Here is a 24,164-nt window from a genome sequence, read left to right on the forward strand (position 1 = left end):
TTAGCGGATACGCTTTCGCCATGCCGCCTGTTCCTTTATTCATTTCACGGTGTTGCTTGATTGCCTACTTGTGGCTCTCTTTTATCGTGTGACTGATCGAGTGTTTACCTAAATACGCAGCCATTAAAAATGGACCATCAGGGGTTAAAGACCATTCAAGAAACTCTGCTCTATCCCCTACTCTAGGCAATGTGTTTGGATGTGATAGCAATTGGAGCGGGTTGTGCCGTGTGATTTGGAGCAGTTCAGACATCGTAAGACCACACCACTTCATTGTGTCACGTAGCATTTTGTCCATTCGTGCTGATGAACCCGCAAAGTAAGGTGAACCAGGAATGCGAACCACTCCATCGGAACAAAGCTCAATCTCAGCTTCTCCCAACCAGTAACGCCCCGGATGCTGCGATAATCCCCCTGCTGCTGTCGCATCCGTTGTTAAAACAGCACGTGGTAACGTTTTTGCGCGTAACCACGTCTTAAGCATTTCGGGTTTCACATGAAGCCCATCGGCAATGAAACTGGCATAGAGACCATCGTGAGCCAATTGCGCCATCAGTGGGTTATCCACCTTATGCAGTTGATGCGCCAAACCGTTTCCTAAATGCGTTGAAAGAATCGCGCCTGCGTTTACTGCTTCACTTATTTTTTCTGAGCTTGCATTGGTATGCCCTAACGCTACGGTAATCCCTTCCGATTTGAGAAATGAAATCAAATCAATCACGCCGTCAATTTCAGGCGCAACCGTCATGAGCTTGATTGGCTTCGAAGACAACGACTGCATTTTTTTAACAATGGCAACAGACCCCGGAATCATCGCTTTTTTCGGATGGGCTCCAACAAAACCCTCTTTTGGAGACAAAAATGGCCCTTCAATGTGATAGCCCATGACCATTTCTTTGCCCAAAGTACTTTGCTTTACGGCGTCGTCTAACTCCTGAAGAAGGCGATAGAGTTTGTTTTCTTCGGCCGAAATTAATGTTGGTAAGCAGCGGGTCACACCACATTTCAGCATTGCCGACAAAGCGCTATCCAACTTCTCGGCTGTTACACCATAAGAATTAAAATCAAGCCCATTGAACCCGTTGATTTGAATATCCACCAGCCCCGGAGTAACAACGGAATCCTGATTATTCACATCAAGACAAAATGCCGGCACTTCGTTTGTGATCCGAGAGATGATGCCTAATTCATTGATGTCGTATCGCATCAAAGGCCGATCATCACCTGAATACACCAGCAGGCTTTTCAAACTAGCGCTACTCATCTCGACCTCTTAGGTTCAGTAAGCTTGCCGCATCATTGTCCAAAAATACGGATGTCGACGAGTGCTTTTGCAACGCAGACGCCGGATGAAGAACGGATAGTTCACCTTCTAAGCAGTTTCGAACAGCTTGCGCTTTCCTCTTCGATGGCACGGTACAAACAATGTGTTCACTTTTTAGAATCTGCTGAATAGACATAGATATCGCGTAGGTAGGAACTTCTTCTAATGAAGCAAACCATCCTTCGCCTAACTGCTGTTCTCGACATGCTTCATCTAATTCAACTTGGATGTACGGCGTGGTCACCTCAAAGTCAGCGGGTGGATCATTAAACGCTAAATGACCGTTTTCACCAATCCCAACAAACGCAACGTCAATACTTACTGCAGCCATTTTTTCGTTGAGCTTTGTCAATTCTTCATGAAGGGGAGACGCGTCTCCATTGACATAGGTGATGGAATGAAGGCCTAGCAGATTGTCGGCAACTCGCTCTCTCAGATAACGCCTAAAGCTAGCCGGGTGTTCATCACTCAAGCCCACATATTCGTCGAGATGGAAAATGGATACCTTTGACCAATCAATTCCTGCGTCAACGATCAAATTAGAAAGCATTGAAAACTGGCTGGTGCCCGTAGCCAAAATCACGTTAGCATGCCCTTTCTTTTCAATAGCTTGTTGAACGAGCTGCGCTCCGTGTTGGGCAGCGGCTGCCCCCATAGATGCTTCGTCTAACCATCTAGATATTTCCATTGTTTCTTACTCCACAAATCTGGTTATGTGCGAACCACATGTTCATTCTTAAACACAAATCTGTCATTAATTACACTTGCTGTAAATAACTATTTTTTACACAATGTGTAATTATATAATTGAGCTTTTAGACAAAGCGGATAGACGTTACTTTCAACTATTTGTTTTTTATTGAATAAAAGACATGCTCCTAGCCAGATTAGCGTCGTTGCCAACCTCTTAATTGAATGGCAAAAATTTGAAGGAAATCACCATTTATGCCGTCTGCATCAACCTCAAAAACGTCGACTAACCTCTCTTTTGGTGAACGTCTCGCGACATCATTGGAACAGCTCGATTCACAATTGAGCCAACTTTCTGACAAACGGAAAAACCAGCTATTACGTGCCATTTTTAGCCAGCCAGCATCCACTAGAAAAAGCTTAAGCCAAGAATACAAATTGCGCCCCGCGACGGTGACTGAACTGGTTGGAGAACTCATTGAGCTTGGCTTGGTTATCGAAGATCGAACCATTAATCCATCCAAGCCAGGACGACCTGAAGTGTTCTTGCGCGTTCAGCCCAACGCGTTGTCGGGTATTGTTATCACCATCGATTCTTTGACCATTTATGCACATCTCATTAACTTGAAGGGCGAAGTCGTTAGCTCGTCTTCAAAAACGCTCAACGACCACGAGCTTTCAAACCAACAAATACTGAATCAGTTTGAAACACTGGCAAATACTTTAATTCAGTCGTCTCCAGAGTCCAATATCGTAGGCATCACCTGCTCGTTACCCGGCTTAGTGGATGAAGATAAAGTGAGTTGGGTCTACGCCAATCGTTGGCCTGAAGTAACCAACCTTTCGTTCGAGCCTCTTTCCAACAACACTAAGCTGCCCGTTAAAATAGCCAAAAACCTCAACAACGAATTACGCGCTCGTTTACTTCGCCACCCAGAAAACAAGAAAGATTCGGTGCTGAATATTCACTGGGGTTACGGGATCGGAACATCTTATGCGTTGCGTGGACAAGTACTTCATACCCCCATAGGTGGTTTTGGCGAACTGGGGCAAACGTCCATTTTCATGGGGGAAAAACTGGTCACGGTGGAATCGGTTGCGTCTCTTCGCGCAATTGAAGGGGAGCTGAAAGCACACGTTCAAAATGTTCCAGCCAACGAAGCAGGGTTCGAGGAGATGTTCAATGATAAAGAGATCACTGATTTACCCGTGATAAACCAAGCAATAGAGCTCATGAGCGCCACACTAATGAATGCGTTTTTGGTTCTGTTTCCTCAACAGATCGTGATTACTGGTCCTTTTGCGCAAAGCCCAGAAATATTCAAACGTTTAGAGCAACGTTTTGCCGAAAAGCTACCCAAATTTGTATCAAGGGAAGTTTCGCTGCATGTCGGTCAGCGCGCCAAAGCAGATGAACTATTTGGCGCGCTTTCGCCGCTATTTCAAACTGAAATACTCACGCGATTAAAAAGTCGTTAGACGTTGCTTGTCTCTAACATCCGCTTGATGCCGAGCTCTAGCCCACGGAATTCAGCGAGCCCTTTTAAGCGACCAATGCACGAGTAGCCAGGGTTAGTCGATTTGTTCAAATCGTCTATCATCTGGTGCCCGTGATCTGGGCGCATCGGAATGGAGCGGTTATCGCCACTATCTTGCCTTCTCGACTCTTCTTTCAAAAGTGCCAATACTACCGAATACATATCCACGTCCCCCTCTAAATGCGCTGCTTCGTGAAAGCTATGCGGGTTTTCTTCTCTTTGAGTCGAACGTAAGTGAGTGAAAAATATTCGGTTGTGAAAAGCGTTAATCATACTCACCAAGTCATTGTCTTCTCGAACCCCGTAGGAACCAGTACAGAACGTAAAACCATTGTTTTCACTAGGAACCGATTCCACCAACCACGCCATATCTTCAATGGTTGAAACAATTCTAGGGAGCCCCAAAATGGGTCTGGGTGGATCGTCAGGGTGAATCGCCATTTTAATATTTTGCCGTTCACAAATTGGCATTAAGTCGTTTAAAAACAGTCTTAGATTAGAACGAAGTCTTTCCTTATCAACTAAATCGTAACGAGTAAGATGAGCGCGAAATTCATCCAAGCTGTACCCTTCTTCAGCCCCCGGAAGCCCAGCTATAATGTTTGCCGTTAGCTTATCAATATCGTCTTGGTGCATTTGAGAAAATACGTCACGAGCAGCTGCTTGTTCAGCTTCACTGTACTGCTGCTCCGCTCCTTCTCGTTTCAGAATGTGCAGCTCAAATACAGAAAACAGTGTGTGGTCAAACCGCAACGCCTTTGAGCCATCAGGCAACTCATATTCCAAGTCTGTCCGTGTCCAATCCAGAACTGGCATAAAGTTGTAGCACACGGTATCAACGCCACATATCGCAAGGTTTTCTAAGGTTTTCTTATAATTCTCAACCCATGTTTTCCATTCACCTGTTCGGAGTTTTATGTCTTCATGCACGGGCACACTTTCTACAACCGACCACGTTAGCCCTGCGCTTTCTATTTGGTTTTTTCTTATCTTGATCTCTTCAACACTCCATACCTCTCCATTAGGGATATGGTGCAATGCAGTGACGATCCCTGTCGCACCTGCTTGCCTAATGTCTTGCAAGGACACGGGATCTTCCGGTCCGTACCAGCGCCAAGTCTGTTCCATAACTCACTCCATTTGAATGATCGCTTGATTGAAAATAATTAATAACATAACCTGTTATTAATTATTTTGTAAATACCACTGGTGAAAATATGAGCTCTGAAATCGTCAAAAGCATACCGACAAAGATTGTCCATTTAGGGTTTGGGGCGTTCTATCGTGCACACCAAGCGGTTTATTCTCACGAGGCAATGGATGCTAAAGATCCCTGGGGGACGTGTGTGGTGAGCCTATTTAGCGGACAGCCAATGATATCGGCTTTAACGGAGCAAAATTATCAATACTCTGTCATTGCTAAGGGGGACGGCGGTGCGAATATCACCAAAATTCAATCCATTAGTAACGCTCTGCATCCTATGATTCACGGCAAAGACGTGATCTTGGATACGATGGCATCAATCGATACCCACATCATCTCACTCACCATCACCGAAAAAGGGTATTGCATAGAACCTCATTCTAGGCAATTAGACACAAGCGACCCTCTCATTCTGCATGACTTAGCCAAACCCAGCGCGCCACGTTCAGCAATTGGTTACATTGTGGAATCTTTGACAAGGCGATTTGAACGAAATTTAGGAGGGGTAACGGTGCTTTCTTGCGACAATATCCCAAATAATGGAGAAGCCGTTCAAAACGCGGTGACGCAATTTGCTGAGTTGATTTCCCCTGAGTTCGCACTTTGGATAGACCGAGAAGTCACTTTTCCATCCTCGATGGTTGATCGAATTACGCCAGCCGTCACCAACGAAACCCAACAAGAAATCGATCGTATCGTGGGAGAACACGACTCTTGCGGCATCATCACCGAACCTTTTAGCCAATGGGTAATTGAAGATAACTTCCGTTATGGCAGACCAACCTGGGAAATAGCGGGGGCTCAATTTGTTGAGGATGTCACGCCCTACGAAGACATGAAATTGAGAATGCTCAATGGGGCGCATTCTTTCATTGCCTATTTGGGTTACTTAGCAGGTTACAAAACGGTAGCGGAGACGATTCAAGACAAAGACTTCGAGATAGCGGTTCGACGGCTCATGACATCGCAAGCGCAAACGTTGCAAATGCCCCAACATGAATTGGACGTGTATAAAGAGTCGCTTATCGAGCGTTTTCGCAATACTCAACTGAAACATAAAACCTGGCAAATCGCGATGGATGGCAGCCAGAAATTGCCGCAAAGAATCCTTAGACCTATGGAGCTTCGCCTTCAAGCGGATCAAGACTGTGACGATTACTATTTGGCGATCGCAGCTTGGATACGATACGTAGGTGGAGTCGACGACAATGGAGAAAGATTTGAAGTTAAGGATCCAAAATCAGCACAGTTCGATACTATTTACAAAAGCACCCAACCTAACAATCTGGTCGAACAATTTATTCAAGTGGAGGACGTGTTCGGCGCTCAATTAATCCAAAATGATACCGCTGTTGCAAGGATAAAGAATGCGTATGAATCTATCGTACAACATGGTGCGAAGAACACGCTGAAAAGGTTCAACGTGTCCTAAATCATCCTAAGCTCACGCAATTCGAGTGAAGCTAACCACCATACTTGGCAAACACCTCTGGTCCTGTCATATCGTGGGTTTTATTTCCAAAGTGGTAGTAGTGTGGCTTTTCATCAGTAAACACCTGATGGTCAAATACAAACTGAGATTGATCGTCGATTAGCCCTGCCCCAACAATATGTTGTTGGTTATGTTTAAGACGATAAAACAAGTGACTGCCACATTGCTTGCAAAATCCACGCTCAGCCCAATCAGAGGAATCGTATACTTGAATATTCTCTTCACCAGTAAAGTGAATATCTGAGCCGCAATCTACCGACATTAGTGGTCCGCCACTCCAACGTCGACAAATACTGCAGTGACAAGTACCAACGCTAGGGCTAATAGTACGAGCGCTAAATTTTACCGCGCCACACACACAACTCCCTGTTGATTCAAAGGTTTTCATTGTCTTTTCCTCCATGACTGTCTGACACTTAACTTAACCTGATCTTCAGATCTCGAAACTAATCCGATACTGCATGACATTATCACCAACAAGCTTAGGGTCTTTTCTTACACAGTTCACACTTTATAAATATTGATTCTGTGTAAAGGATTGCATTAGTGACTATTTATGCCAATTTAATGCGAAATTAACATTCTCAAAATTACGCTGCTTCCAAGTTTCATATAAGGCTCAACTTTCCCCAAAAACGTCATTGCTGAGCCGTTAACCTAACTCGGAAGAACAATGAAAAAGTTGCTAGTTACTACGGTTTTATTAGGTCTCACTGCCTGTGGCGGAGGATCGGATTCAGAAACAACCACCAATCCAGTGACACCAACCCCCGCTCCCACTCAACCAACAGAGCCTGCTAATGGGTCGGGTATCTCAGCCAAGTGGAAAGTGTTTGCCACCATCTCTCTGCCAAATGGCGATTTTGTTTCAGCACGTTCGGATCAGCAAACAACGAAAATACACCAAGAGCTGCCTCTTATTCCCGCTCCTAATGGCTACGAATTGTCAAATCAAACCACGGCTTTAGCGCAGTTCGCTCAGTGGACGATTACCAACCCAGACAATTCAGTAGTCACGAGTGACGCTAAAAGAACGGTATTACTTCAGCTAAGAGAGGAAGGGACTTATCAAATAGAAATGTGCGTTTCTGAAACCAACACGATTGTGAAAGCGTATCCTTTTTGCGCCAATGTTGACTTGATCGTCGCTACACCAAAATCTCATCCAAAACTCATGTCTAATGGCACGCAATTGAATGTGAGTGCATCTGATTTGGTTTCAGGTACGAACGCCGTTTTTGATGTCGTCACTTTAAATAGTTCTGATCGTGGATTGGCCACTGTAAATACTGAACGCACAACGTTAACCTACGAAACATTGGATGAGTACGCGTATCTTTCATCAAGTGAACGAGAAGAAGTTCGTTTGAATGTACAGGCTAGCAGCGACAGCGAACGTTGGTCCGGTGTTATTGATGTAGTTATTAACGGCACCAACTCGACACCAGAATGCACAGCGCAAACCAGCACGATCACCATTCCAGAATCTGCCCGCGACAGTGAAACATTCACAAAAGTCCCTGCAGGTCATTGTTTTACCGTTGGATCAAATTCTCTCTCAGCCAATTCTGACTGGCAAGGCTCCATTCATAACAACACCAGAGATACCCTTCTCGGTATCTTCCGTTATGCGGGTGTGGATTCAACAGACAACGTTCTTCATATGAAAACCACATCTCCAGGGAAGATAACCCTATCTAAGAAGCTGCATGGTGGTGATATCGATGGTAACAAAGAATGGAACATTGAGATCATCGATAACGAGAACGTTGCACTGCCCGAAATAAAGGATTGGAAAACGCACCAAACTCTCGCAATCAATGAACGTCACCAATTATCCGTTCAGACAGAAGGTGAAGCACAAAATTGGATTTACCATTGGCGTGTGTCGGATGTGTCATTTGGTGAAAAACAAACCATCCGAGTTGCAACCAAATCACCCAATTTGAATTTAGGTGCATTCTCAAACAGCCAAAACGTGAAAGTCGAGCTAGTCACCGACAACCGACATTATTTGAAGAATCAATCCGCCAGTTTCGGTCGCGATTCACTCGTCATTGTTGGAATGAAAGGGTCGCACAAAAAATATAAGCAGTACGCGCTGATACGAGGAGACGAGCCAACACCGCCGAAGGCTGTAATTAAAGTCAATGACCACGTCTTCGATGCTGGTGTACATAGATTACGATTGAACAAGAGTGAAAAACTGATTATTGACGGCAGTGCTTCGGTATACGATGAGAATGACGCATTCCTTAAATTCCATCACATTAAAAACGCTAATTCTATTAATAAGATTGAATGGGTAAGCGATCAGACCACTCACACATACACCAGCACGGAAGATGTCCTTATGCATAACTTTTGCATTACCGGAAAGTTCCCTTGGTTTAGTTCAGAGAATTCTTGTGTGAAACTGCTTATTCTGAGCGAGTAGTTTTTCTTACACTCAATCTTCTTTTATCCCCAATCCGTCGATAAGCGGTGCGGGGATATTTGATTCAAGCGCTGGTTCGAACTTTTAGCTCGCTGTCTATTACGCAGCTTTTTAACGGTTCCTTACCTAAAATCATGTACGCTGCCAGCCGTCCTTTCTCTCTTTGAGCCTGATGGATCGTCGTGAGTCCCGCGGTTTCAGCCTGCGGAATATCATCAAACCCAGACACTCTCACATCGTTAGGTACTGACAACCCAGCATCCTGACACGCCTGTATCGTGCCTAAAGCAATCACATCGCTCATGCACAAAATAACGTCTGGCTTGCTTGTTTTAAGCGCCTGCTTTGCGGCTTGATAAGCGTCATCGAAGGCATTGTCTGGTACGTTCCAAATGTGTTTGTCTTGCAGAAAATGTCCTGTCTTGGCTTTGATCACATTCTGCATTCCTTGAAGGCGTCGGTTTGATACCGACATATTAAAGTCCAGCAAATCTGCTGTATGAATGGGTTTAACTTTAGGCGAAGCCGTCAGCCTTAACCCTAAAATGCAGACTTGCTTAAAGGGTTGCCCAAGCGTGTGATTCGAGATGAGAGAAGCCGCTCCCTCGTCATCGGTGTTGATGTGACAAACACCATCAATATCCACATCGACTGAAACCATAGGCTTGTGCTGACGAATCAGCCTTGCCAACATTTCGTCGTCTTTTGGTGGACCATAGACAATAAAGCCGTCGGCATACGCATCGAAAGAACGACTCTCAGCGAACCCAACTCGGCTAGGAAGTAAGAGAATGTTGATGTTTTCTTCGTCAAACACTTCGGAAACGCCCGTTAAGAACTGCGTTGCGATGGGATCGCTAAAGTTGTATTGAAGGCGCTCTGCGAGCGATACACCAATAATGCCGGACTTCCCTATTTTTAAACTACGCGCCGCTGCATTGGGACCATAAAATCCCATTTTTTCGCATTCAGATAAAATGTGCACCCGAAGCTTTTCTGAAAGTTGGTTGGGGCGGTTAAAGGCATTAGAAATGGTCGCGGTCGATACACCAAGAGCGAGTGATACGTCTTTTAATGTCAGCTTTTTCGCGTTCATAATAACCTTTAACTTCCTTATATTGACTTGAAAGATCCAAAGCAGAAAGCGTCCCGTTACCCAATGGGTCGCTTCCCCTTTAAGTGTCACTTTTGCATGTGAACCATATAGATTATCAGTTTACTTCCGTAATGTTTGTCCTTTTTCTGAGTCAAACAAATGGATTGCGTTCAGATCGAGATACCCAGTGAAATGGCTATTTTCTGAAGAAAAATCATCATCCGCAGGAACTTCTAAAGACAATGGTTGGTCGCCAATTTCAGCACGGATCAACATGCTCGCTCCCAACAGTTCGTAATCCACTAGCTTGCATTGTACTGTGGCATAGTTGGTGTGCCCTACAAACTCCGGTTTCAAGTGAATGTCGGTTGGACGAAGCCCCAAGGTCACTTTACTGCCTTTGGCAGGACGTTCAAAATCATCTGGAACAGGAACCTTTTCTCCGTTCAAAGGAAACACTGCCGTCTCGTTTTCTTGCTGAACAATGGTATCGATCATGTTCATACTTGGGTTCCCGATAAAGCCTGCGACAAACTTGTTCACGGGGCGATTAAAGACTTCCTTGGGGGAGCCGATCTGAGCAATAATCCCTTTTTCCATGATGACGATTCTATCTGCCAACGTCATTGCTTCTACTTGATCGTGGGTAACGTAAATCGTTGTGGTTTCAAGTTCCCTGTGCAACCCTTTAATTTCTGCGCGCATTTGCCCCCTTAACTTGGCGTCTAAGTTCGACAATGGCTCATCAAACAAAAACAACTTGGGTGTTCGAACCATGGCTCTCCCCATCGCTACACGCTGGCGTTGACCACCAGATAGCGCTTTGGGTTTTCGTTCGAGTAATGGCGTCAGCTCCAGTAAATCCGCTGCCCATTCAACACGTTTGTCGATGGCGTCTTTCGGCATTTTCTTCAGCTGTAATGAAAACGCGATATTGTCGTACACCGACATATGGGGATAGAGGGCGTAGCTTTGAAATACCATAGCGAGATCGCGATCTTTCGGGTCTACATCGTTAATGCAGACATCATCAAGATAAATCTCTCCGCTGCTGATGTCTTCTAGCCCTGCCACCATTCTTAATGTGGTCGATTTACCACAACCTGAAGACCCAAGCAGTACAACAAATTCACCATCTCTGATCTCTAGGTCAAATCCTTTAACAACCTGAGTGCCGCTGTAGTCTTTTTTGACATTTTTAAATGTTACCGATGCCATTTATTTTCCCTCATTCCCAGAAGCCGCTAACTTACCCAGCTTTGCAATTAAGCCACCAGCCGAAGGCACGCTTAACTGATCATTCAAAAGCGTATGCGGTAAACCGATGTCTTCAACAGAAGCGATATCAATCCCTTTTTCGCTTAAGCTTTCGATGACAACGTCGTTGCCAGTCAGGTTCAAAACGACGAATAAGCGGGTGTCATTTTCAAATCGTTCAAAACTCATTAGATCCGCGTGCAGTTGATGCCATTTAAACTGACCCGTTTTTAGTGTTGGCTGTGTTTTTCGCCACGCAATGAAACGTTGCACGAAGCGCAGTACTGAATTTTCTTTCTGTTGCTGCAGTTCTGGATTTAATGCCAAATGTGCTGTTTCTATCGGCAGCCACGTTTCAGCATTTTGGCTAAACCCGCCATCGCTATTCCAAACCATCGGGGTTCGGCAGCCATCTCGCCCCTTGAAATCAGGCCAAAATTCAATGCCAAACGGGTCTTGAAGATCATCAAACCCTACCGTCGCTTCTGGTAAACCCAGCTCCTCACCCTGATAGATGCAAGCGCTTCCTCTTAAGCTGAGTAAAAAGACTAAGCTGGCTTTGGCTAACGCTTCTCGGTCCAGCACGTTGCCTTGCTTATCCGTGCCCCAACGAGAAACGCTGCGAACGACATCGTGATTACTCAATGCGAAGCAAGGCCACCCCGACCCTAAATTTTCTTCAACGCGTTCAAGCGTATCTTTTATATACGCCGAAGTATGATCTTCACCCAATAACTCGAACGTGTAAGCGGAGTGCAATTTGTCGCCATTAGACGTGTAAGACGCCATCACTTTTAACCCTTCAGGTGCGCCAATTTCACCGACGGTAAAGCGATCAGGGTACTCATCCAAAACCGCTCGCAGTTTCTTCAAAAATTCCAGATTTTCAGGCTGTGTCAGTTGGTGACAGTGATATTGATAACTGAATGGGTTTTTCTTATCTGTCCCCACAAACTGCTGTTCCGGTTTTCTCACGGGTGGATTGTCTCTGAGCTGTTGGTCGTGGAAAAACATATTCACCACATCTAACCGGAACCCGTCCACCCCCAAGTCCATCCAGAACTTCGCTGTATCTAAGGTGGCTTGCTGAACCTCTGAGTTATGGAAGTTCAGATCAGGTTGCGAGGTTAAAAAGTTGTGCTGGTAGTACTGCTGACGACGGCTATCCCACTGCCATGCCGAACCCCCAAAAATACTGAGCCAGTTGTTCGGTGGTGTGCCGTCTTCTTTAGCGTCAGCCCATACATACCAATCGGCTTTGGGATTGGTATTGTCTTGTCGGCTTTCTTTAAACCATGCATGCTGGTCGCTGCTGTGGCTATACACTTGATCCACAATTACCTTAAGCCCCAGCTTATGCGCTTCATCCAACAATGTTTTGAAATCGGCCAACGTGCCGAACATCGGATCGATTTCGACGTAGTTGGCAATGTCATAACCAAAATCATCCATGGGCGATGCAAAAATGGGCGATAGCCAAATCGCATCTACCCCTAAGCTTGCAATGTAGGGCAACTTGCTGGTTATCCCATTTAAGTCGCCAATACCATCACCGTTGCTGTCCATGTAACTGCGTGGATAGATCTGATAGATCACCCCTCCGCGCCACCATTCTATGTTTGAATTTTCCATGATTATCCTCCCTTAACCGAACCGGACAGCAATCCGCGAACAAAATATCGTTGTAACGATAAAAATACGACAAGCGGTACGATGATCGTTATGAACGCACCACTCGTTAAAATTTCCCAGTTATCCCCACGTGATCCCAGCAGTTCACGAAGTTGCGCCGTGAGCACAATCTTGTCACCACTATTTCCGAGGTACACCATGGCCACTAGCAAGTCATTCCATACCCATAAGAATTGGAAAATAGCGAACGATGCCAGTGCGGGTAATGAAAGCGGCAGTACCACTTTGATAAAGGTTTGAAAGTGATTGGCTCCGTCCATGCGCGACGATTCCATGATTTCTTTTGGCAAACCCGCCATATAATTCCGCAACAGATAAATCGCCAGCGGTAGCCCAAACCCTGTATGGGCAAGCCAAACACCGGGATACGATTTGGTCGCCACGTCGAAAAAGCTCCCGACTTCGTTGTACAACCTAAGCACCGGAATCAACGACATTTGTAATGGCACAACCAATAAGCCAACAATGATGGCTAACATGATGCTTTTGCCTCTAAAATCCATCCACGCTAATCCGTAGGCAGCAAATGCCGCGATCATAATGGGAATAAACGTAGCCGGTATGGTCACCGTCAGTGAGTTAACAAAAGCTTGTCCTACCCCTTCCGAAGCCAGTACCTCTATGTAGTTTTCAAAGGTAAATCGAGGTGGAATGTTTGCCACATGGAAAATCCGTTTGCCTCTTTTATGTGTAAATGGCGCATCGGATTCCCAGCGATATTCACCATTTTCCATTACGGTTAATACGCTGCCGTTTTTCAACTCAACAGCCTCACCGGGTTGATGTTTGTCGATTTCTTTCACCCGTTCACCCCAGCTGTCTACGGTTCTTCCTGAATTTTCTTCAAACAAATTACCTGCAATGACATATTGGTCACCGTCTCGGATGGCACTGCCTTTCTTCCCGGTTCTAACCACTTCATTTCGTTCTGTGGTGACCATGGCTGTCCACCAACCGCTGATCGCAAGCTGGTCTTTGTCGCGCACTGAGCTCACCAACAATCCCAACGTTGGTAAAGTCCACGCCAGCACGAAGAACAAGATCAGGCCATGTTTAAAAAGCGTACCTGCAGACAGCTTTTTTTTGTTTCTTTCCATCACTCTTCCCTTGCCTTCTTAATGTTCCACAACATAACGGGAATGACCGCTACCATAAGAACAACGGCTATCGCACTTCCTTTGCCGAAATCCCCTCCACCTCTGAACATCCAATCGAACATGAGGTTGGCCATCACTTCGGTATCCCACTGACCGTTGGTCATGGTAAGAACGATGTCGAAGACCTTGAGAACAAGAATGGTAATGGTGGTCCACACGACTAAGATGGTCGGTATAATTTGAGGCACCAGAATTTTGACAAAAATTTGAAAATCGTTCGCACCATCCAGTTTTGCTGCTTCGAGTACTTCCTCAGACACGCCTCTCATTGCCGCACCTAACAGCACCATGGCGAATCCGGTTTGAATCCAGATAAGAATGACCATGAGCAAAATGTTGTTCCAAAATGGTAAGGCGATCCACGCTTGAGGTTCTCCCCCTAACGCCACCACGATGGCATTCAATAGCCCAATTTGGTCGCTGTCGGCGCCTCGGTAGTCGTATACAAATCGCCAAATGACGCTGGCACCAACAAATGAAATAGCCATAGGTAAGAAAATTAATGTCTTGGCTACCTGCCCCCACCAGATTCGGTCGGAAAGGTAGGCAATCACCAAGCCAAAAAACGTGCTTAGCGTAGGCACTAATATCAACCAAAGTAGGTTGTTTAGAATGGCTTGAGAGAATTCTTCATCCCCGAATGCCCAGCTGTAATTACTCAACCCGACAAAGTCCGTGGCCGTGCGGTCATACATAGATAAACGCAAGGTTTCCACAACGGGATAAACAAGAAATATAAGCAACAATAGCAAAGCAGGACCAACAAAAATAAAGGGTTGCAGCTTAAGCCTAAGCTGATCCTTTTTTCTCTTTGCCTCGCCTTGTAAGTGCTTACTGGATAAAGCTTTCTCTAAGCCAAAATACGCGGTGTAGTAAAAAGCAATCGATGCTATTACTGCAACAAGCATGGCAAACAGAGAATCTAGGAGTTGATCGATCAAAATCGTTCTCCATAACATAGAAATTGAATGGTTAGGGCGAAGCTCATTACCACGCCCTTATTGACAGTTAGCGACACTTTGTCGCTAACCTAGGTCTGTTGACCTACTGACTTTATTGGAATAGTCGCTTTACTTAATGTCGTCCCAGCTTTTCTGAATAGACTTAGTGACTTTCTCAGCGGACTCTCCACCTACGTAGTCCACCATGCCCGTCCAGAAGGAACCTGCACCTACAGCACCCGGCATTAAGTCAGAACCATCGAATCGGAAAGTGGTCGCATTAAGAAGGATTTCACCTTGTTTTCTCTGTGCGTCGTTTTCATACGTCGCGACATTGACGCCTTTGTGTGCCGACAGGAACCCACCCTGTGCCATCCAAAGTTCATTCGCCAATGGAGTCAGCAAGTAATCCATCACAGCGCGAGTCGCTGCAGAATCTTTTGTGACCGCGTAAGCCACACCGGCACCTAAAACAGGGTTACCCAAGTCTTTGGATTCATAAGAAGGGAAATAAAAGAAATCGGCATCTTCCCCTACAACTGTTCCTTTAGGGAAAAACGCTGGGATGAAGCTTGCTTGGTGATGCATGAAACATTTAGCTGGCACGGTGAACAAGCCTTTAGGGCTGTCGCGGAAATCCGTTGTACCGACGGAAGCGCTTCCACCAGCCACGTATTTGTCGTTCAGTGCAAATGTTCCAAACTTCTCGATGGCGTCAATAATGCGTGGGTCGCTAAATTTAATGCTGTTGTTTACCCAGCCGTCGTACACTTCAGGTTTTTGGGTTCTTAACAGTAGATCTTCCACCCAATCGGTCGCCGGCCAGCCTGTCGCTCCACCAGATCCAAGCCCAATACACCAAGGAGTATTGCCGTCTTTTGCCATTTGTTCCGTTAACGCTAACAACTCTTCCATTGAATTGGGTGTTTCATATCCTGCATCTTCAAAGTTATCTGGGGAGTACCAAACCAACGACTTGATGTCGGTTTTATAGAAGATCCCATAAAACTCTTCTTTTCCTTCCTTATTTTTATAAGTCCCCAGATCAACCCAGGAATTACCTGCTGCGTAATTTTCTTTAACATAGTCTGAATACTTATCGCCTAATGGCACCAACAAGTTTTTAGACGCCAAATCCGCTGCCAACCCCGGTTGAGGGAACGCGGCAATATTCGGCGGGCTACCTGCTTGAGTATCAATCACGATTTGTTGTTCAAAGCCATCCGAGCCTGAATATTGGACTTCCACGCCCGTCGCTTTTTCAAAATAGGCGAGTACATTACGTATTTTGGTGTCTTCCGGAGCCAAAAAAGGTCCCGCCATCGTTACCGTTTTCCCTTTTAGATTAAGCCCTTCAAAAGCTTTGAGGTTATCCCAAGAGAAATACCCTTCTCCTTCTGGAAAAAGTAGATCTTGCGACCATACACTTGTAGACAATGATGCCGCGACTGCGGTAGCGAGTAACTGGACTTGGTAGCGTTTCATTTAAAGTTCCCTCTTAACGTGTTTTCAGCGTAGTTGATGTCTAGAAAGCCAGCTCATTACCTAAAAGGGAAAAATTAGAAGGCGAGGTCAGAAGCTTTTTTCTTAACATTTAATTAACCTTAAACGTTTAAGTTGATTTAAAGCGTGATTTCGATCGAATTTTGAACACTTATTTGAGTCTCAATTTCGATACATTTGGCGTACGGTAGACTCGCTATAGTTAAAAAGTGTGAGGTTGCTGACTTGCTATCTGAATGGAAATTGCGCATCATTTGTATAGCCAAAAAAGGACAAAAGTAGTCATGACAGGCGCTCCGCTATATATACAAATCAAACGATACATTCAGGAAAAAATTGATTCAGGTGATTGGCCTGTAGGTCACAGAATCGCGACTGAACTCGAACTCACAGAGCAATTTGAAGTGAGCCGAATGACAGTAAACAAAGCCATTCGAGATTTGGTGTCTGAAGGTAAGCTGAAACGCACACCTCGCTTAGGTACGTTTGTATGTGCTCTAGAAGAGAAAGCCGAATCCCCCCTGCTCGATATTCGCAATATTGCCGAAGAAGTGTCTTCTCGTGGGAAGCAATATCACAGCCAAGTACTAACTCAGAAAGCCCTTAAAGCAGACGACACAACAGCCATAAAGCTAGGCGTTATGTTAGGTAGCGACGTTTTTTACAGTGAAATTATTCACTTTGAAGACAAAACACCCATTCAGCTTGAAGTGCGTTGGGTAAACGCCGCTTATGCCCCTAACTACCTCAAGCAGGATTTTTCAACCATCACGCCAAACCAATATCTATCCGATAACTGCCCACTGAGTGCAATTGAACACACGGTAGAAGCGATTAACCCCGAAGTAACCATAAGGGACGCGCTAGAACTGAAAAACTACGAGCCATGTTTATTGCTGAATAGAAGAACGTGGAGCGGTGATAAGCTAGTCAGCTCTGCCCAGCTTTATCATCCGGGAACCCGCTATAAACTAAGCTCTAAAATCGATATTTAGCGGCACTATAATCCGCCCCCAAACAACCTCCTTAATGTGCTCAGATATTTCGGTTTGAGCACATCAAATTCACTCCCATGATCACACTTTTCTAACATCTCTCTTGCTCCGTTTTCTTAATTCATCTATTTATTTGTATATACATTTAAATTCAAAAGATGAAATCATGCTTCGGAAACTCATTAACGCGAGATTGGTCACTATGGTGGCTGGCACACAGGGTTACACCGTTTCACCCTCAACGTCAGTACTGATCAGAGATGGAAAAATCGACGCTATTGGCGATTCAATCTCAGCGCAGGTGCCCGAATCCGACACGATCGATTGTCAAAATAAATTAGTGACACCTGGCCTTATCGACTGCCATACCCACTTGGTATATGCCGGCAATCGAGCTAACGAATTCGAAATGCGTTTAACGGGTGTGCCTTACGAAGAAATCGCCAAACAAGGGGGAGGCATTCTTTCGACTGTGAAAGCCACCCGAGCAGCAAGTATTGAAGAGTTAGTTGAGCTTTCTCGCCCAAGAATGGAAGCATTATTGAATTCTGGTGTTACCGCGATCGAAATTAAGTCTGGCTATGGTCTGACACTGGACGACGAACTTAAAATGCTGCGTGCCGCTAAGTTACTGGGTGAACAGTACGACGTGCATGTAGAGACAACATTACTCGCCGCCCATGCTGTCCCTCCTGAATACCGTGACAATCCCGATGCGTACATCGACTTGGTTTGTAACCAGATTATTCCGGCAGCGGCAACTGAAGGGTTGGTATCAGCGGTGGATGTTTTTTGTGAATCCATTGGTTTTAGCCTAGCGCAAACTGAGCGCGTTTTTAAAAGTGCCAAAAAGCACGGGCTTAAAGTCAAAGGGCACACCGAGCAGCTATGTAACTTAGGTGGCAGCGCGTTGGCGGCGCAGCATGGCGCACTTTCGGTAGACCACATAGAGTATCTAGATGAAGCCGGAGTAAAAGCGGTAGCAAACGCCGGATGTATCGCTACTTTGCTGCCCGGCGCGTTTTATTTCCTGCGTGAAACTCAGAAACCACCTATTGATTTACTGCGACAACACCACGTTCCTATGGCAGTTTCAACCGATATAAACCCCGGCACCTCCCCATTTGCCAGCTTGACACTCATGATGAATATGGCCTGTACCTTATTCAATTTAACGCCGGAGGAAACGTTAAGAGGAGTCACTGTTAACGCTGCTCAAGCGTTAGGTTTACAAGATCGAAAAGGCAAAATACAAGTCGGTTATGATGCAGATTTCGCTGTATGGAACATCGAACACCCAGCCGACCTGAGTTATCAAGTTGGTATTCAGCACTTACATGCTCGTATCGTCAACGGAGAATGGATTCATGTCTAAACAAAGGTTTGATTGGCAAGGTCGAAACGACATAGAAGACGGCGAGCTCGGTCATCGGGTTCATCATGTCATCCGTCATGGCACACCAAATAATGCAAACTTAGGCGACGTCACCATCATAGGCTTCGCGTGTGACGCTGGTGTAGCAAGAAATAAAGGTCGAACCGGAGCACAAGCGGCACCAAACAAAATTCGGGAAGCGCTGGCCAATATGGCTTGGCACGAAACCACCCAGTTATTTGATGGTGGAACGGTTGTTTGCGAAGGCGATCAACTAGAACAGAGCCAACATGCATTGGCAGATGTACTTTCCTCTACGCTTAAGCACACCCCAGCAGTTACCTTGGGTGGTGGGCATGAAATAGCTTGGGCTTCCTTCTTAGGATTGGCTAAGTTTCTAGTCAAAGAACAGAAGCAAAAAGAACAATCTGATCCCAACGGAGACGTCTCCCCTCCTCGAGTCGGCATAATCAATTTCGATGCTCACTTTGACCTGAGAGTATTCAATTCTAACGGTTTGGATTTCAATAGCTCTGAACTTAGCGGCTCTGAATTAACGACCGCGAAAGAAAGCATTCAACCCAGCTCAGGAACGCCATTTAATCAAATCCACCAATACTGCCAAAAACAAGGCTGGGCATTTAACTATGCCTGCCTAGGAGTGAGTGCAGCAAGTAACACTAAAGCCCTGTTTAAGCGCGCGGACGATTTGGGGGTTTGGTATGTCGAAGACACGCAAATGCATGCGGGTACGCTAGCCAAGCAGTTGACTCAGTTACAACGATTTATCGACCAAAACGATGTAATTTATCTGACCATCGATTTGGATGTTTTCCCTGCTGCCACGGCTCCAGGAGTCAGTGCACCAGCAGCTAAAGGGGTGAGTATGGACACCATCTCGCCCTATTTTTCATTAATTTTGAATAACTATAAAAAACTAAAAATTGCAGACATTGCGGAATACAACCCGAGATTTGATATCGACGGTCAAACCGCAAGGCTTGCCGCTCGGCTGTGTTGGGATATTGCGATATCGATGTCGCGTAACCAGCCTTAGCAACTTAGCTAACGCCCCATAAATAGCTTTTTTCATCAAATAGCTATGGCTCACGGCAGTCTGCCCAATAACCTGAATTCATAAAGGAGTATCCGATGACGGATCCAAGACTCGATACAACAAGAACCATTCGTGCCCCTCATGGAACGAAACTTCGTGCGAAATCGTGGCTAACAGAAGCGCCGCTTCGTATGTTAATGAACAATCTTGACCCTGATGTTGCTGAGCATCCTCATGCGCTGGTTGTATACGGTGGCATTGGTCGTGCGGCTCGTAACTGGGAATGCTACGACAAAATTGTCGAGGTTCTGGAAAGGCTTGAAGACGATCAAACGTTGCTGGTTCAATCCGGTAAGCCTGTTGGGGTATTCCCGACTCACAAAAATGCACCACGCGTTTTAATCGCCAACTCCAACCTCGTTCCTCATTGGGCAAACTGGGAACATTTCAACGAACTCGATAAAGAGGGGTTGATGATGTACGGGCAAATGACGGCGGGTTCGTGGATTTACATTGGCTCTCAAGGCATTGTTCAAGGCACCTACGAAACGTTTGTTGCGGTCGCTAAAAAACACTTTGATGGACAAGCAAAAGGACGCTGGGTACTCACTGGTGGATTAGGCGGTATGGGTGGCGCGCAACCTCTAGCCGCAACAATGGCCGGTTTTTCAATGCTTGCCGTAGAATGCGATGAAACACGCATCGATTACCGACTACGTACTGGCTACGTTGATAAAAAAGCCACAAGTATTGATGAAGCACTTCAAATGATTCAAGACTCAGACACGCCTATCTCTGTTGGTTTATTGGGTAACGCGGCAGATGTTTTCCCAGAATTGGTTAAGCGAGGTATTACGCCAGATGTCGTCACCGACCAAACATCGGCACACGACCCGCTCAATGGCTACCTTCCTCAAGGTTGGACAATGGAAGAAGCCAAAGCGCGTCGCCTTGAAGATGAAGCTGGTGTAGTGAAAGCGGCTAAACAATCTATGGCTATTCAAGTTCAAGCGATGTTGGATTTGCAAAGCCAAGGTGCGGCGACACTCGACTACGGCAACAACATTCGTCAAATGGCACTGGAAGAAGGCGTGAACAATGCCTTTGATTTCCCAGGATTCGTTCCTGCTTACATTCGACCTTTGTTCTGCGAAGGTATTGGACCGTTCCGTTGGGCAGCCCTTTCTGGTGACCCAGAAGACATCTACAAAACCGATCAAAAAGTCAAAGAACTGATCCCAGATGACCCACATTTGCACAACTGGCTCGACATGGCTCGTGAACGTATCCAATTTCAAGGTTTGCCTGCGCGTATCTGTTGGGTTGGTCTGAAAGATCGTGAACGTCTTGGTCAAGCATTCAATGAAATGGTGAAAAACGGTGAGCTAAAAGCGCCTGTTGTCATCGGGCGTGACCACTTAGATTCAGGCTCCGTTGCCAGCCCTAACCGTGAAACGGAAGGTATGATGGACGGCTCTGACGCTGTGTCGGATTGGCCGCTACTTAACGCTTTGTTGAACACGGCAGGTGGTGCAACTTGGGTATCGCTTCACCACGGTGGTGGCGTGGGAATGGGTTTCTCTCAGCACTCCGGTATGGTGATCTGTTGTGACGGCTCGGATGATGCGTCTGAGCGTATCGCCCGCGTATTACATAACGATCCAGCAACAGGGGTAATGCGCCATGCTGATGCAGGGTACGACATCGCGAAAAACTGTGCGAAAGAGCAGAAATTAGATCTGCCAATGCTAAACGAAGAACTAAGCCGCCTGAAATGAGTGAGAAACCAATGATCAATTTAGAACTAAACCCAGGAAACATCAGCTTAAGCCAGCTACGCCAAGTAAGCCGCGCGCCAGTCAACTTATCGCTCGACCCATCGGCTATTCCGGGTATCGAAGCAAGCACTCAAGTGGTCAATGAAGTGATCGCGGAAAACCGAGTCGTTTATGGCATTAACACAGGTTTTGGTCTTTTAGCGAATACGCGTATTGCCCCAGAAGATCTCGAAGTGCTGCAAAAGAGTATTGTACTTTCTCATGCTGCGGGTATCGGCACACTGATGCACGATGAAACCGTTCGCCTAATGATGGTTTTGAAAATCAACAGTTTGGCTCGTGGCTATTCTGGCATCCGACTGCAAGTCATTAATGCGCTGATCACGCTTGTTAATTCGCAAGTTTACCCGTGCGTCCCTCAAAAAGGGTCGGTTGGTGCGTCTGGCGACTTGGCACCACTGGCGCACATGAGCACCGTATTGCTCGGTGAAGGTGAAGCGCGCCACAATGGCAAGATCATCTCCGGTATCGAAGCACTGAAGATTGCAGGTTTAGAACCTATCACCCTTGCACCAAAAGAAGGGTTAGCGCTACTGAACGGTACACAAGCTTCAACCGCTTTTGCGTTGGAAGGCCTGTTTGCTGCTGAAGATTTATTTGCCTCAGCAACCGTGTGTGGTGCGATGTCGGTAGAAGCTGCGTTAGGTAGCCGACGCCCATTCGACCCTCGTGTTCATCGAGTTCGTGGCCACCGCAGCCAAATGGATGCCGCGGCAGCGTACCGATATCTACTGGATAACAGCAGTGAGATCGGCGAATCCCATACCGACTGTGAAAAAGTTCAAGACCCATATTCGCTGCGCTGTCAGCCGCAAGTTATGGGAGCATGCATGCAGCAAATTCGCAATTCCGCCGAAACACTGCAAGTTGAAGCTAACGCGGTTTCTGATAACCCATTAGTCTTTGCAGATGACGGCGACATCATTTCGGGAGGCAACTTCCACGCAGAACCTGTGGCGATGGCAGCCGATAATCTCGCACTGGCGATTGCAGAAATAGGCAGCCTATCTGAGCGTCGAATGGCGTTGTTGATCGACAGTGCACTAAGCAAGCTACCGCCCTTCCTTGTCGATAATGGCGGTGTAAACTCTGGCTTTATGATTGCTCAGGTAACGTCGGCTGCATTGGCGAGTGAAAACAAAACCCTAGCCCACCCAGCTTCAATTGATAGCCTTCCAACATCAGCTAACCAAGAAGATCACGTATCTATGGCGACGTTTGCAGGCAGAAGATTACGTGATATGGCAGAAAATACTCGTGGGATCCTCGCTGTTGAATACCTATCGGCAGCGCAAGGTTTGGACTTCCGTGCACCATTGAAGTCTTCTCCACGTGTAGAAGAGGCAAAGAATATTCTGAGAGAGAAGGTGTCTTTCTACGATAAGGACCGTTATTTTGCTCCAGATATTGAACAAGCCAACGCATTGTTAAAACTGGCTGTTCACAACCACCTGATGCCAGAAAAGACGTTAGCGTCGGTATAGCAAACTGTTTGAACGGTTTTTGAACAAACTGTCTTTTTGCGCACATAACCATAAGATTACCTCCCTTCGGGGAGGTTAATTTTCACTGGATAGACCATTTATCAATAAATGTCGGATATAATCGCCCCAGTTTTTGTAATTAACCGTGAATTATGTTTCTAACACCTTACTTCTCAATCCAAGACAACCAATTTCAGTTCACTCGCCAGCAAGCAAGTCATTTTGCTAAGAAAGTGGCGGGCGACTACAACCCAATCCATGACGAAGATAACAAGCGCTTCTGTGTTCCTGGCGATTTGTTGTTTGCCGTTCTGCTGAACCAGGAAGGCGTAAGCCAGAAAATGCGATTCGATTTTTCGGGAATGGTTTCGGAAGGCATTGCGTTGTCTGTTGAAGAAAAAGGAGAAACAGAAAGCGCGCTCGTCGATGCAAATGGCAAAGAATATTTGCACATGCACCACGAAGGTGATGTATCGACAGACGCTAAGTTCATTGAATGCCTGACGAAATCTTACGTGCAGTTTTCTGGCATGAACTTTCCTCACATCATGGTGCCTCTCATGGAGGACAAACAAATGATGATTAATTGCAAACGTCCACTCGTCATGTATGAAAGCATGGAAGTCGAGTTCAATCGTATCGATTTGTCTGAACCTTCCGTCGAGTTTACAGGTGCAACGTTTGATATTGAAGGCAAGCGCGGACAGGTAACACTTAACTTCCGCTTTACAGAAAATGGTGAAGTAGTAGGAAAAGGCGTGAAACGCATGGTTGCGTCTGGTCTTAAACCTTACGAGAAAGAAGCCGTCGATGATTTAGTCGAACGTTTTAATGCACGCAAAGACGCCTTTATTGCCGCTCAAGTCGAAGCCGCTTAAGCTCTATTTCCCGCTCCATATCTTTAATCCCGAGTTTTTTGCTCGGGATTCTTATTTTTGCCTTCGATTACAAGTTTGTCGCCTTAATTCACAATCCACTCAGTTTCTGTGCAATCCTTTGACTCCATTTACGATAGAGTTTGTTATACTTTTGTAAAATAATATTGCTTTCCGGTACTTCAAACATACAGATTCAATGTTAGAAG

The 24,164-nt window shown here is 45.8% G+C and carries 19 protein-coding genes; 9 read left to right on the forward strand and 10 right to left on the reverse strand.

Features of this window, described 5'->3' with window-relative positions; genetic code table 11:
- Window positions 1-64 precede the first annotated feature (64 nt).
- The gene (locus LDO37_RS10640) at window positions 65-1,264 is read right to left on the reverse strand and encodes an N-acetylglucosamine-6-phosphate deacetylase (protein ID WP_126608466.1); all 1,200 of its coding nucleotides are present in this window, start codon (window positions 1,262-1,264) and stop codon (window positions 65-67) included.
- A complete protein-coding gene (locus LDO37_RS10645) occupies window positions 1,257-2,012 on the reverse strand; it encodes a glucosamine-6-phosphate deaminase (protein WP_126608467.1) in 756 nt (251 codons plus the stop codon). Before LDO37_RS10645 ends, LDO37_RS10640 begins: the two co-directional genes overlap by 8 nt.
- A gap of 257 nt (window positions 2,013-2,269) precedes the next feature.
- On the opposite strand from LDO37_RS10645, the gene LDO37_RS10650 reads away from it, so the two are divergent.
- Window positions 2,270-3,493, forward strand: a complete 1,224-nt coding sequence (locus tag LDO37_RS10650; RefSeq protein ID WP_126608468.1) for an ROK family transcriptional regulator — start codon at window positions 2,270-2,272, stop codon at window positions 3,491-3,493.
- On the opposite strand, the gene uxuA is transcribed toward LDO37_RS10650, so the two are convergent.
- Complete coding sequence (uxuA, locus tag LDO37_RS10655; RefSeq protein WP_126608469.1) at window positions 3,490-4,680, reverse strand: mannonate dehydratase; 1,191 nt, start codon at window positions 4,678-4,680, stop codon at window positions 3,490-3,492. The genes LDO37_RS10650 and uxuA overlap by 4 nt on opposite strands.
- A gap of 89 nt (window positions 4,681-4,769) precedes the next feature.
- Here uxuA and LDO37_RS10660 point away from each other — a divergent pair, with 89 nt between their 5' ends.
- Window positions 4,770-6,188, forward strand: coding sequence for a mannitol dehydrogenase family protein (locus LDO37_RS10660; RefSeq protein WP_126608470.1), 1,419 nt, complete (start codon window positions 4,770-4,772; stop codon window positions 6,186-6,188).
- Window positions 6,189-6,219: 31 nt separating this feature from the next.
- Here LDO37_RS10660 and LDO37_RS10665 read toward each other — a convergent pair whose 3' ends face one another.
- Window positions 6,220-6,636 carry a GFA family protein gene (locus LDO37_RS10665; RefSeq protein ID WP_221768553.1) on the reverse strand — a complete coding sequence of 139 codons (417 nt, stop codon included), beginning with the start codon at window positions 6,634-6,636 and terminating at the stop codon, window positions 6,220-6,222.
- Window positions 6,637-6,921: 285 nt separating this feature from the next.
- Between LDO37_RS10665 and LDO37_RS10670 the strand changes: the two genes are divergently transcribed.
- Complete coding sequence (locus LDO37_RS10670; RefSeq protein ID WP_221768554.1) at window positions 6,922-8,685, forward strand: hypothetical protein; 1,764 nt, start codon at window positions 6,922-6,924, stop codon at window positions 8,683-8,685.
- 64 nt (window positions 8,686-8,749) lie between these two features.
- Here LDO37_RS10670 and LDO37_RS10675 read toward each other — a convergent pair whose 3' ends face one another.
- The 6 genes from LDO37_RS10675 to LDO37_RS10700 all read right to left on the reverse strand — a co-directional run bounded on the left by LDO37_RS10675 (window position 8,750) and on the right by LDO37_RS10700 (window position 16,313).
- Window positions 8,750-9,781 carry a LacI family DNA-binding transcriptional regulator gene (locus tag LDO37_RS10675; protein WP_126608472.1) on the reverse strand — a complete coding sequence of 344 codons (1,032 nt, stop codon included), beginning with the start codon at window positions 9,779-9,781 and terminating at the stop codon, window positions 8,750-8,752.
- A 120-nt stretch (window positions 9,782-9,901) separates the two neighbouring features.
- On the reverse strand, window positions 9,902-10,999 hold the full coding sequence (locus tag LDO37_RS10680) for an ABC transporter ATP-binding protein (RefSeq protein ID WP_126608473.1): 1,098 nt from the start codon (window positions 10,997-10,999) through the stop codon (window positions 9,902-9,904).
- Window positions 11,000-12,670, reverse strand: a complete 1,671-nt coding sequence (locus LDO37_RS10685; protein ID WP_126608474.1) for an alpha-amylase family glycosyl hydrolase — start codon at window positions 12,668-12,670, stop codon at window positions 11,000-11,002. It lies immediately after the preceding gene.
- Window positions 12,671-12,672: 2 nt separating this feature from the next.
- Window positions 12,673-13,827, reverse strand: a complete 1,155-nt coding sequence (locus tag LDO37_RS10690) for a carbohydrate ABC transporter permease (protein ID WP_126608475.1) — start codon at window positions 13,825-13,827, stop codon at window positions 12,673-12,675.
- Window positions 13,827-14,828, reverse strand: coding sequence for a carbohydrate ABC transporter permease (locus LDO37_RS10695; RefSeq protein ID WP_126608476.1), 1,002 nt, complete (start codon window positions 14,826-14,828; stop codon window positions 13,827-13,829). The genes LDO37_RS10690 and LDO37_RS10695 overlap by 1 nt, the downstream gene beginning before the upstream one ends.
- Window positions 14,829-14,957: 129 nt before the next feature.
- The gene (locus tag LDO37_RS10700; protein ID WP_126608477.1) at window positions 14,958-16,313 is read right to left on the reverse strand and encodes an ABC transporter substrate-binding protein; all 1,356 of its coding nucleotides are present in this window, start codon (window positions 16,311-16,313) and stop codon (window positions 14,958-14,960) included.
- A 302-nt stretch (window positions 16,314-16,615) separates the two neighbouring features.
- On the opposite strand from LDO37_RS10700, the gene hutC reads away from it, so the two are divergent.
- From hutC to LDO37_RS10730, 6 genes are all read left to right on the forward strand, one after another.
- On the forward strand, window positions 16,616-17,326 hold the full coding sequence (gene hutC, locus LDO37_RS10705; protein WP_126608478.1) for a histidine utilization repressor: 711 nt from the start codon (window positions 16,616-16,618) through the stop codon (window positions 17,324-17,326).
- 166 nt (window positions 17,327-17,492) lie between these two features.
- The gene (gene hutI, locus LDO37_RS10710; protein WP_126608479.1) at window positions 17,493-18,701 is read left to right on the forward strand and encodes an imidazolonepropionase; all 1,209 of its coding nucleotides are present in this window, start codon (window positions 17,493-17,495) and stop codon (window positions 18,699-18,701) included.
- Window positions 18,694-19,758 (forward strand): formimidoylglutamase, encoded by a 1,065-nt coding sequence (hutG, locus tag LDO37_RS10715; protein ID WP_224055193.1) that lies wholly within the window; start codon window positions 18,694-18,696, stop codon window positions 19,756-19,758. Before hutI ends, hutG begins: the two co-directional genes overlap by 8 nt.
- Window positions 19,759-19,853: 95 nt before the next feature.
- Window positions 19,854-21,536 carry a urocanate hydratase gene (gene hutU / locus LDO37_RS10720; protein WP_126607234.1) on the forward strand — a complete coding sequence of 561 codons (1,683 nt, stop codon included), beginning with the start codon at window positions 19,854-19,856 and terminating at the stop codon, window positions 21,534-21,536.
- Window positions 21,533-23,080 (forward strand): histidine ammonia-lyase, encoded by a 1,548-nt coding sequence (hutH, locus tag LDO37_RS10725; RefSeq protein ID WP_185829763.1) that lies wholly within the window; start codon window positions 21,533-21,535, stop codon window positions 23,078-23,080. The genes hutU and hutH overlap by 4 nt, the downstream gene beginning before the upstream one ends.
- A 152-nt stretch (window positions 23,081-23,232) precedes the next feature.
- On the forward strand, window positions 23,233-23,958 hold the full coding sequence (locus LDO37_RS10730) for a DUF3581 domain-containing protein (protein ID WP_126607233.1): 726 nt from the start codon (window positions 23,233-23,235) through the stop codon (window positions 23,956-23,958).
- Window positions 23,959-24,164: the final 206 nt, after the last annotated feature.

The organism is Vibrio penaeicida, from assembly GCF_019977755.1.
In the GTDB taxonomy this organism is placed as follows: domain Bacteria; phylum Pseudomonadota; class Gammaproteobacteria; order Enterobacterales; family Vibrionaceae; genus Vibrio; species Vibrio penaeicida.

Bases quoted from the DNA above. Each gene is read 5' to 3' on its own strand.
- hutC (WP_126608478.1), top strand. From the start codon at position 16,616: ATGACAGGCGCTCCGCTATATATACAAATCAAACGATACATTCAGGAA.
- LDO37_RS10670 (WP_221768554.1), top strand. From the start codon at position 6,922: ATGAAAAAGTTGCTAGTTACTACGGTTTTATTAGGTCTCACTGCCTGT.
- LDO37_RS10680 (WP_126608473.1), bottom strand. From the start codon at position 10,999: ATGGCATCGGTAACATTTAAAAATGTCAAAAAAGACTACAGCGGCACT.
- hutH (WP_185829763.1), top strand. From the start codon at position 21,533: ATGAGTGAGAAACCAATGATCAATTTAGAACTAAACCCAGGAAACATC.
- LDO37_RS10650 (WP_126608468.1), top strand. From the start codon at position 2,270: ATGCCGTCTGCATCAACCTCAAAAACGTCGACTAACCTCTCTTTTGGT.
- LDO37_RS10665 (WP_221768553.1), bottom strand. From the start codon at position 6,636: ATGAAAACCTTTGAATCAACAGGGAGTTGTGTGTGTGGCGCGGTAAAA.
- LDO37_RS10685 (WP_126608474.1), bottom strand. From the start codon at position 12,670: ATGGAAAATTCAAACATAGAATGGTGGCGCGGAGGGGTGATCTATCAG.
- hutU (WP_126607234.1), top strand. From the start codon at position 19,854: ATGACGGATCCAAGACTCGATACAACAAGAACCATTCGTGCCCCTCAT.
- LDO37_RS10645 (WP_126608467.1), bottom strand. From the start codon at position 2,012: ATGGAAATATCTAGATGGTTAGACGAAGCATCTATGGGGGCAGCCGCT.
- LDO37_RS10640 (WP_126608466.1), bottom strand. From the start codon at position 1,264: ATGAGTAGCGCTAGTTTGAAAAGCCTGCTGGTGTATTCAGGTGATGAT.
- hutI (WP_126608479.1), top strand. From the start codon at position 17,493: ATGCTTCGGAAACTCATTAACGCGAGATTGGTCACTATGGTGGCTGGC.
- LDO37_RS10730 (WP_126607233.1), top strand. From the start codon at position 23,233: ATGTTTCTAACACCTTACTTCTCAATCCAAGACAACCAATTTCAGTTC.
- hutG (WP_224055193.1), top strand. From the start codon at position 18,694: ATGTCTAAACAAAGGTTTGATTGGCAAGGTCGAAACGACATAGAAGAC.
- LDO37_RS10660 (WP_126608470.1), top strand. From the start codon at position 4,770: ATGAGCTCTGAAATCGTCAAAAGCATACCGACAAAGATTGTCCATTTA.
- LDO37_RS10700 (WP_126608477.1), bottom strand. From the start codon at position 16,313: ATGAAACGCTACCAAGTCCAGTTACTCGCTACCGCAGTCGCGGCATCA.
- LDO37_RS10690 (WP_126608475.1), bottom strand. From the start codon at position 13,827: ATGGAAAGAAACAAAAAAAAGCTGTCTGCAGGTACGCTTTTTAAACAT.
- LDO37_RS10675 (WP_126608472.1), bottom strand. From the start codon at position 9,781: ATGAACGCGAAAAAGCTGACATTAAAAGACGTATCACTCGCTCTTGGT.
- uxuA (WP_126608469.1), bottom strand. From the start codon at position 4,680: ATGGAACAGACTTGGCGCTGGTACGGACCGGAAGATCCCGTGTCCTTG.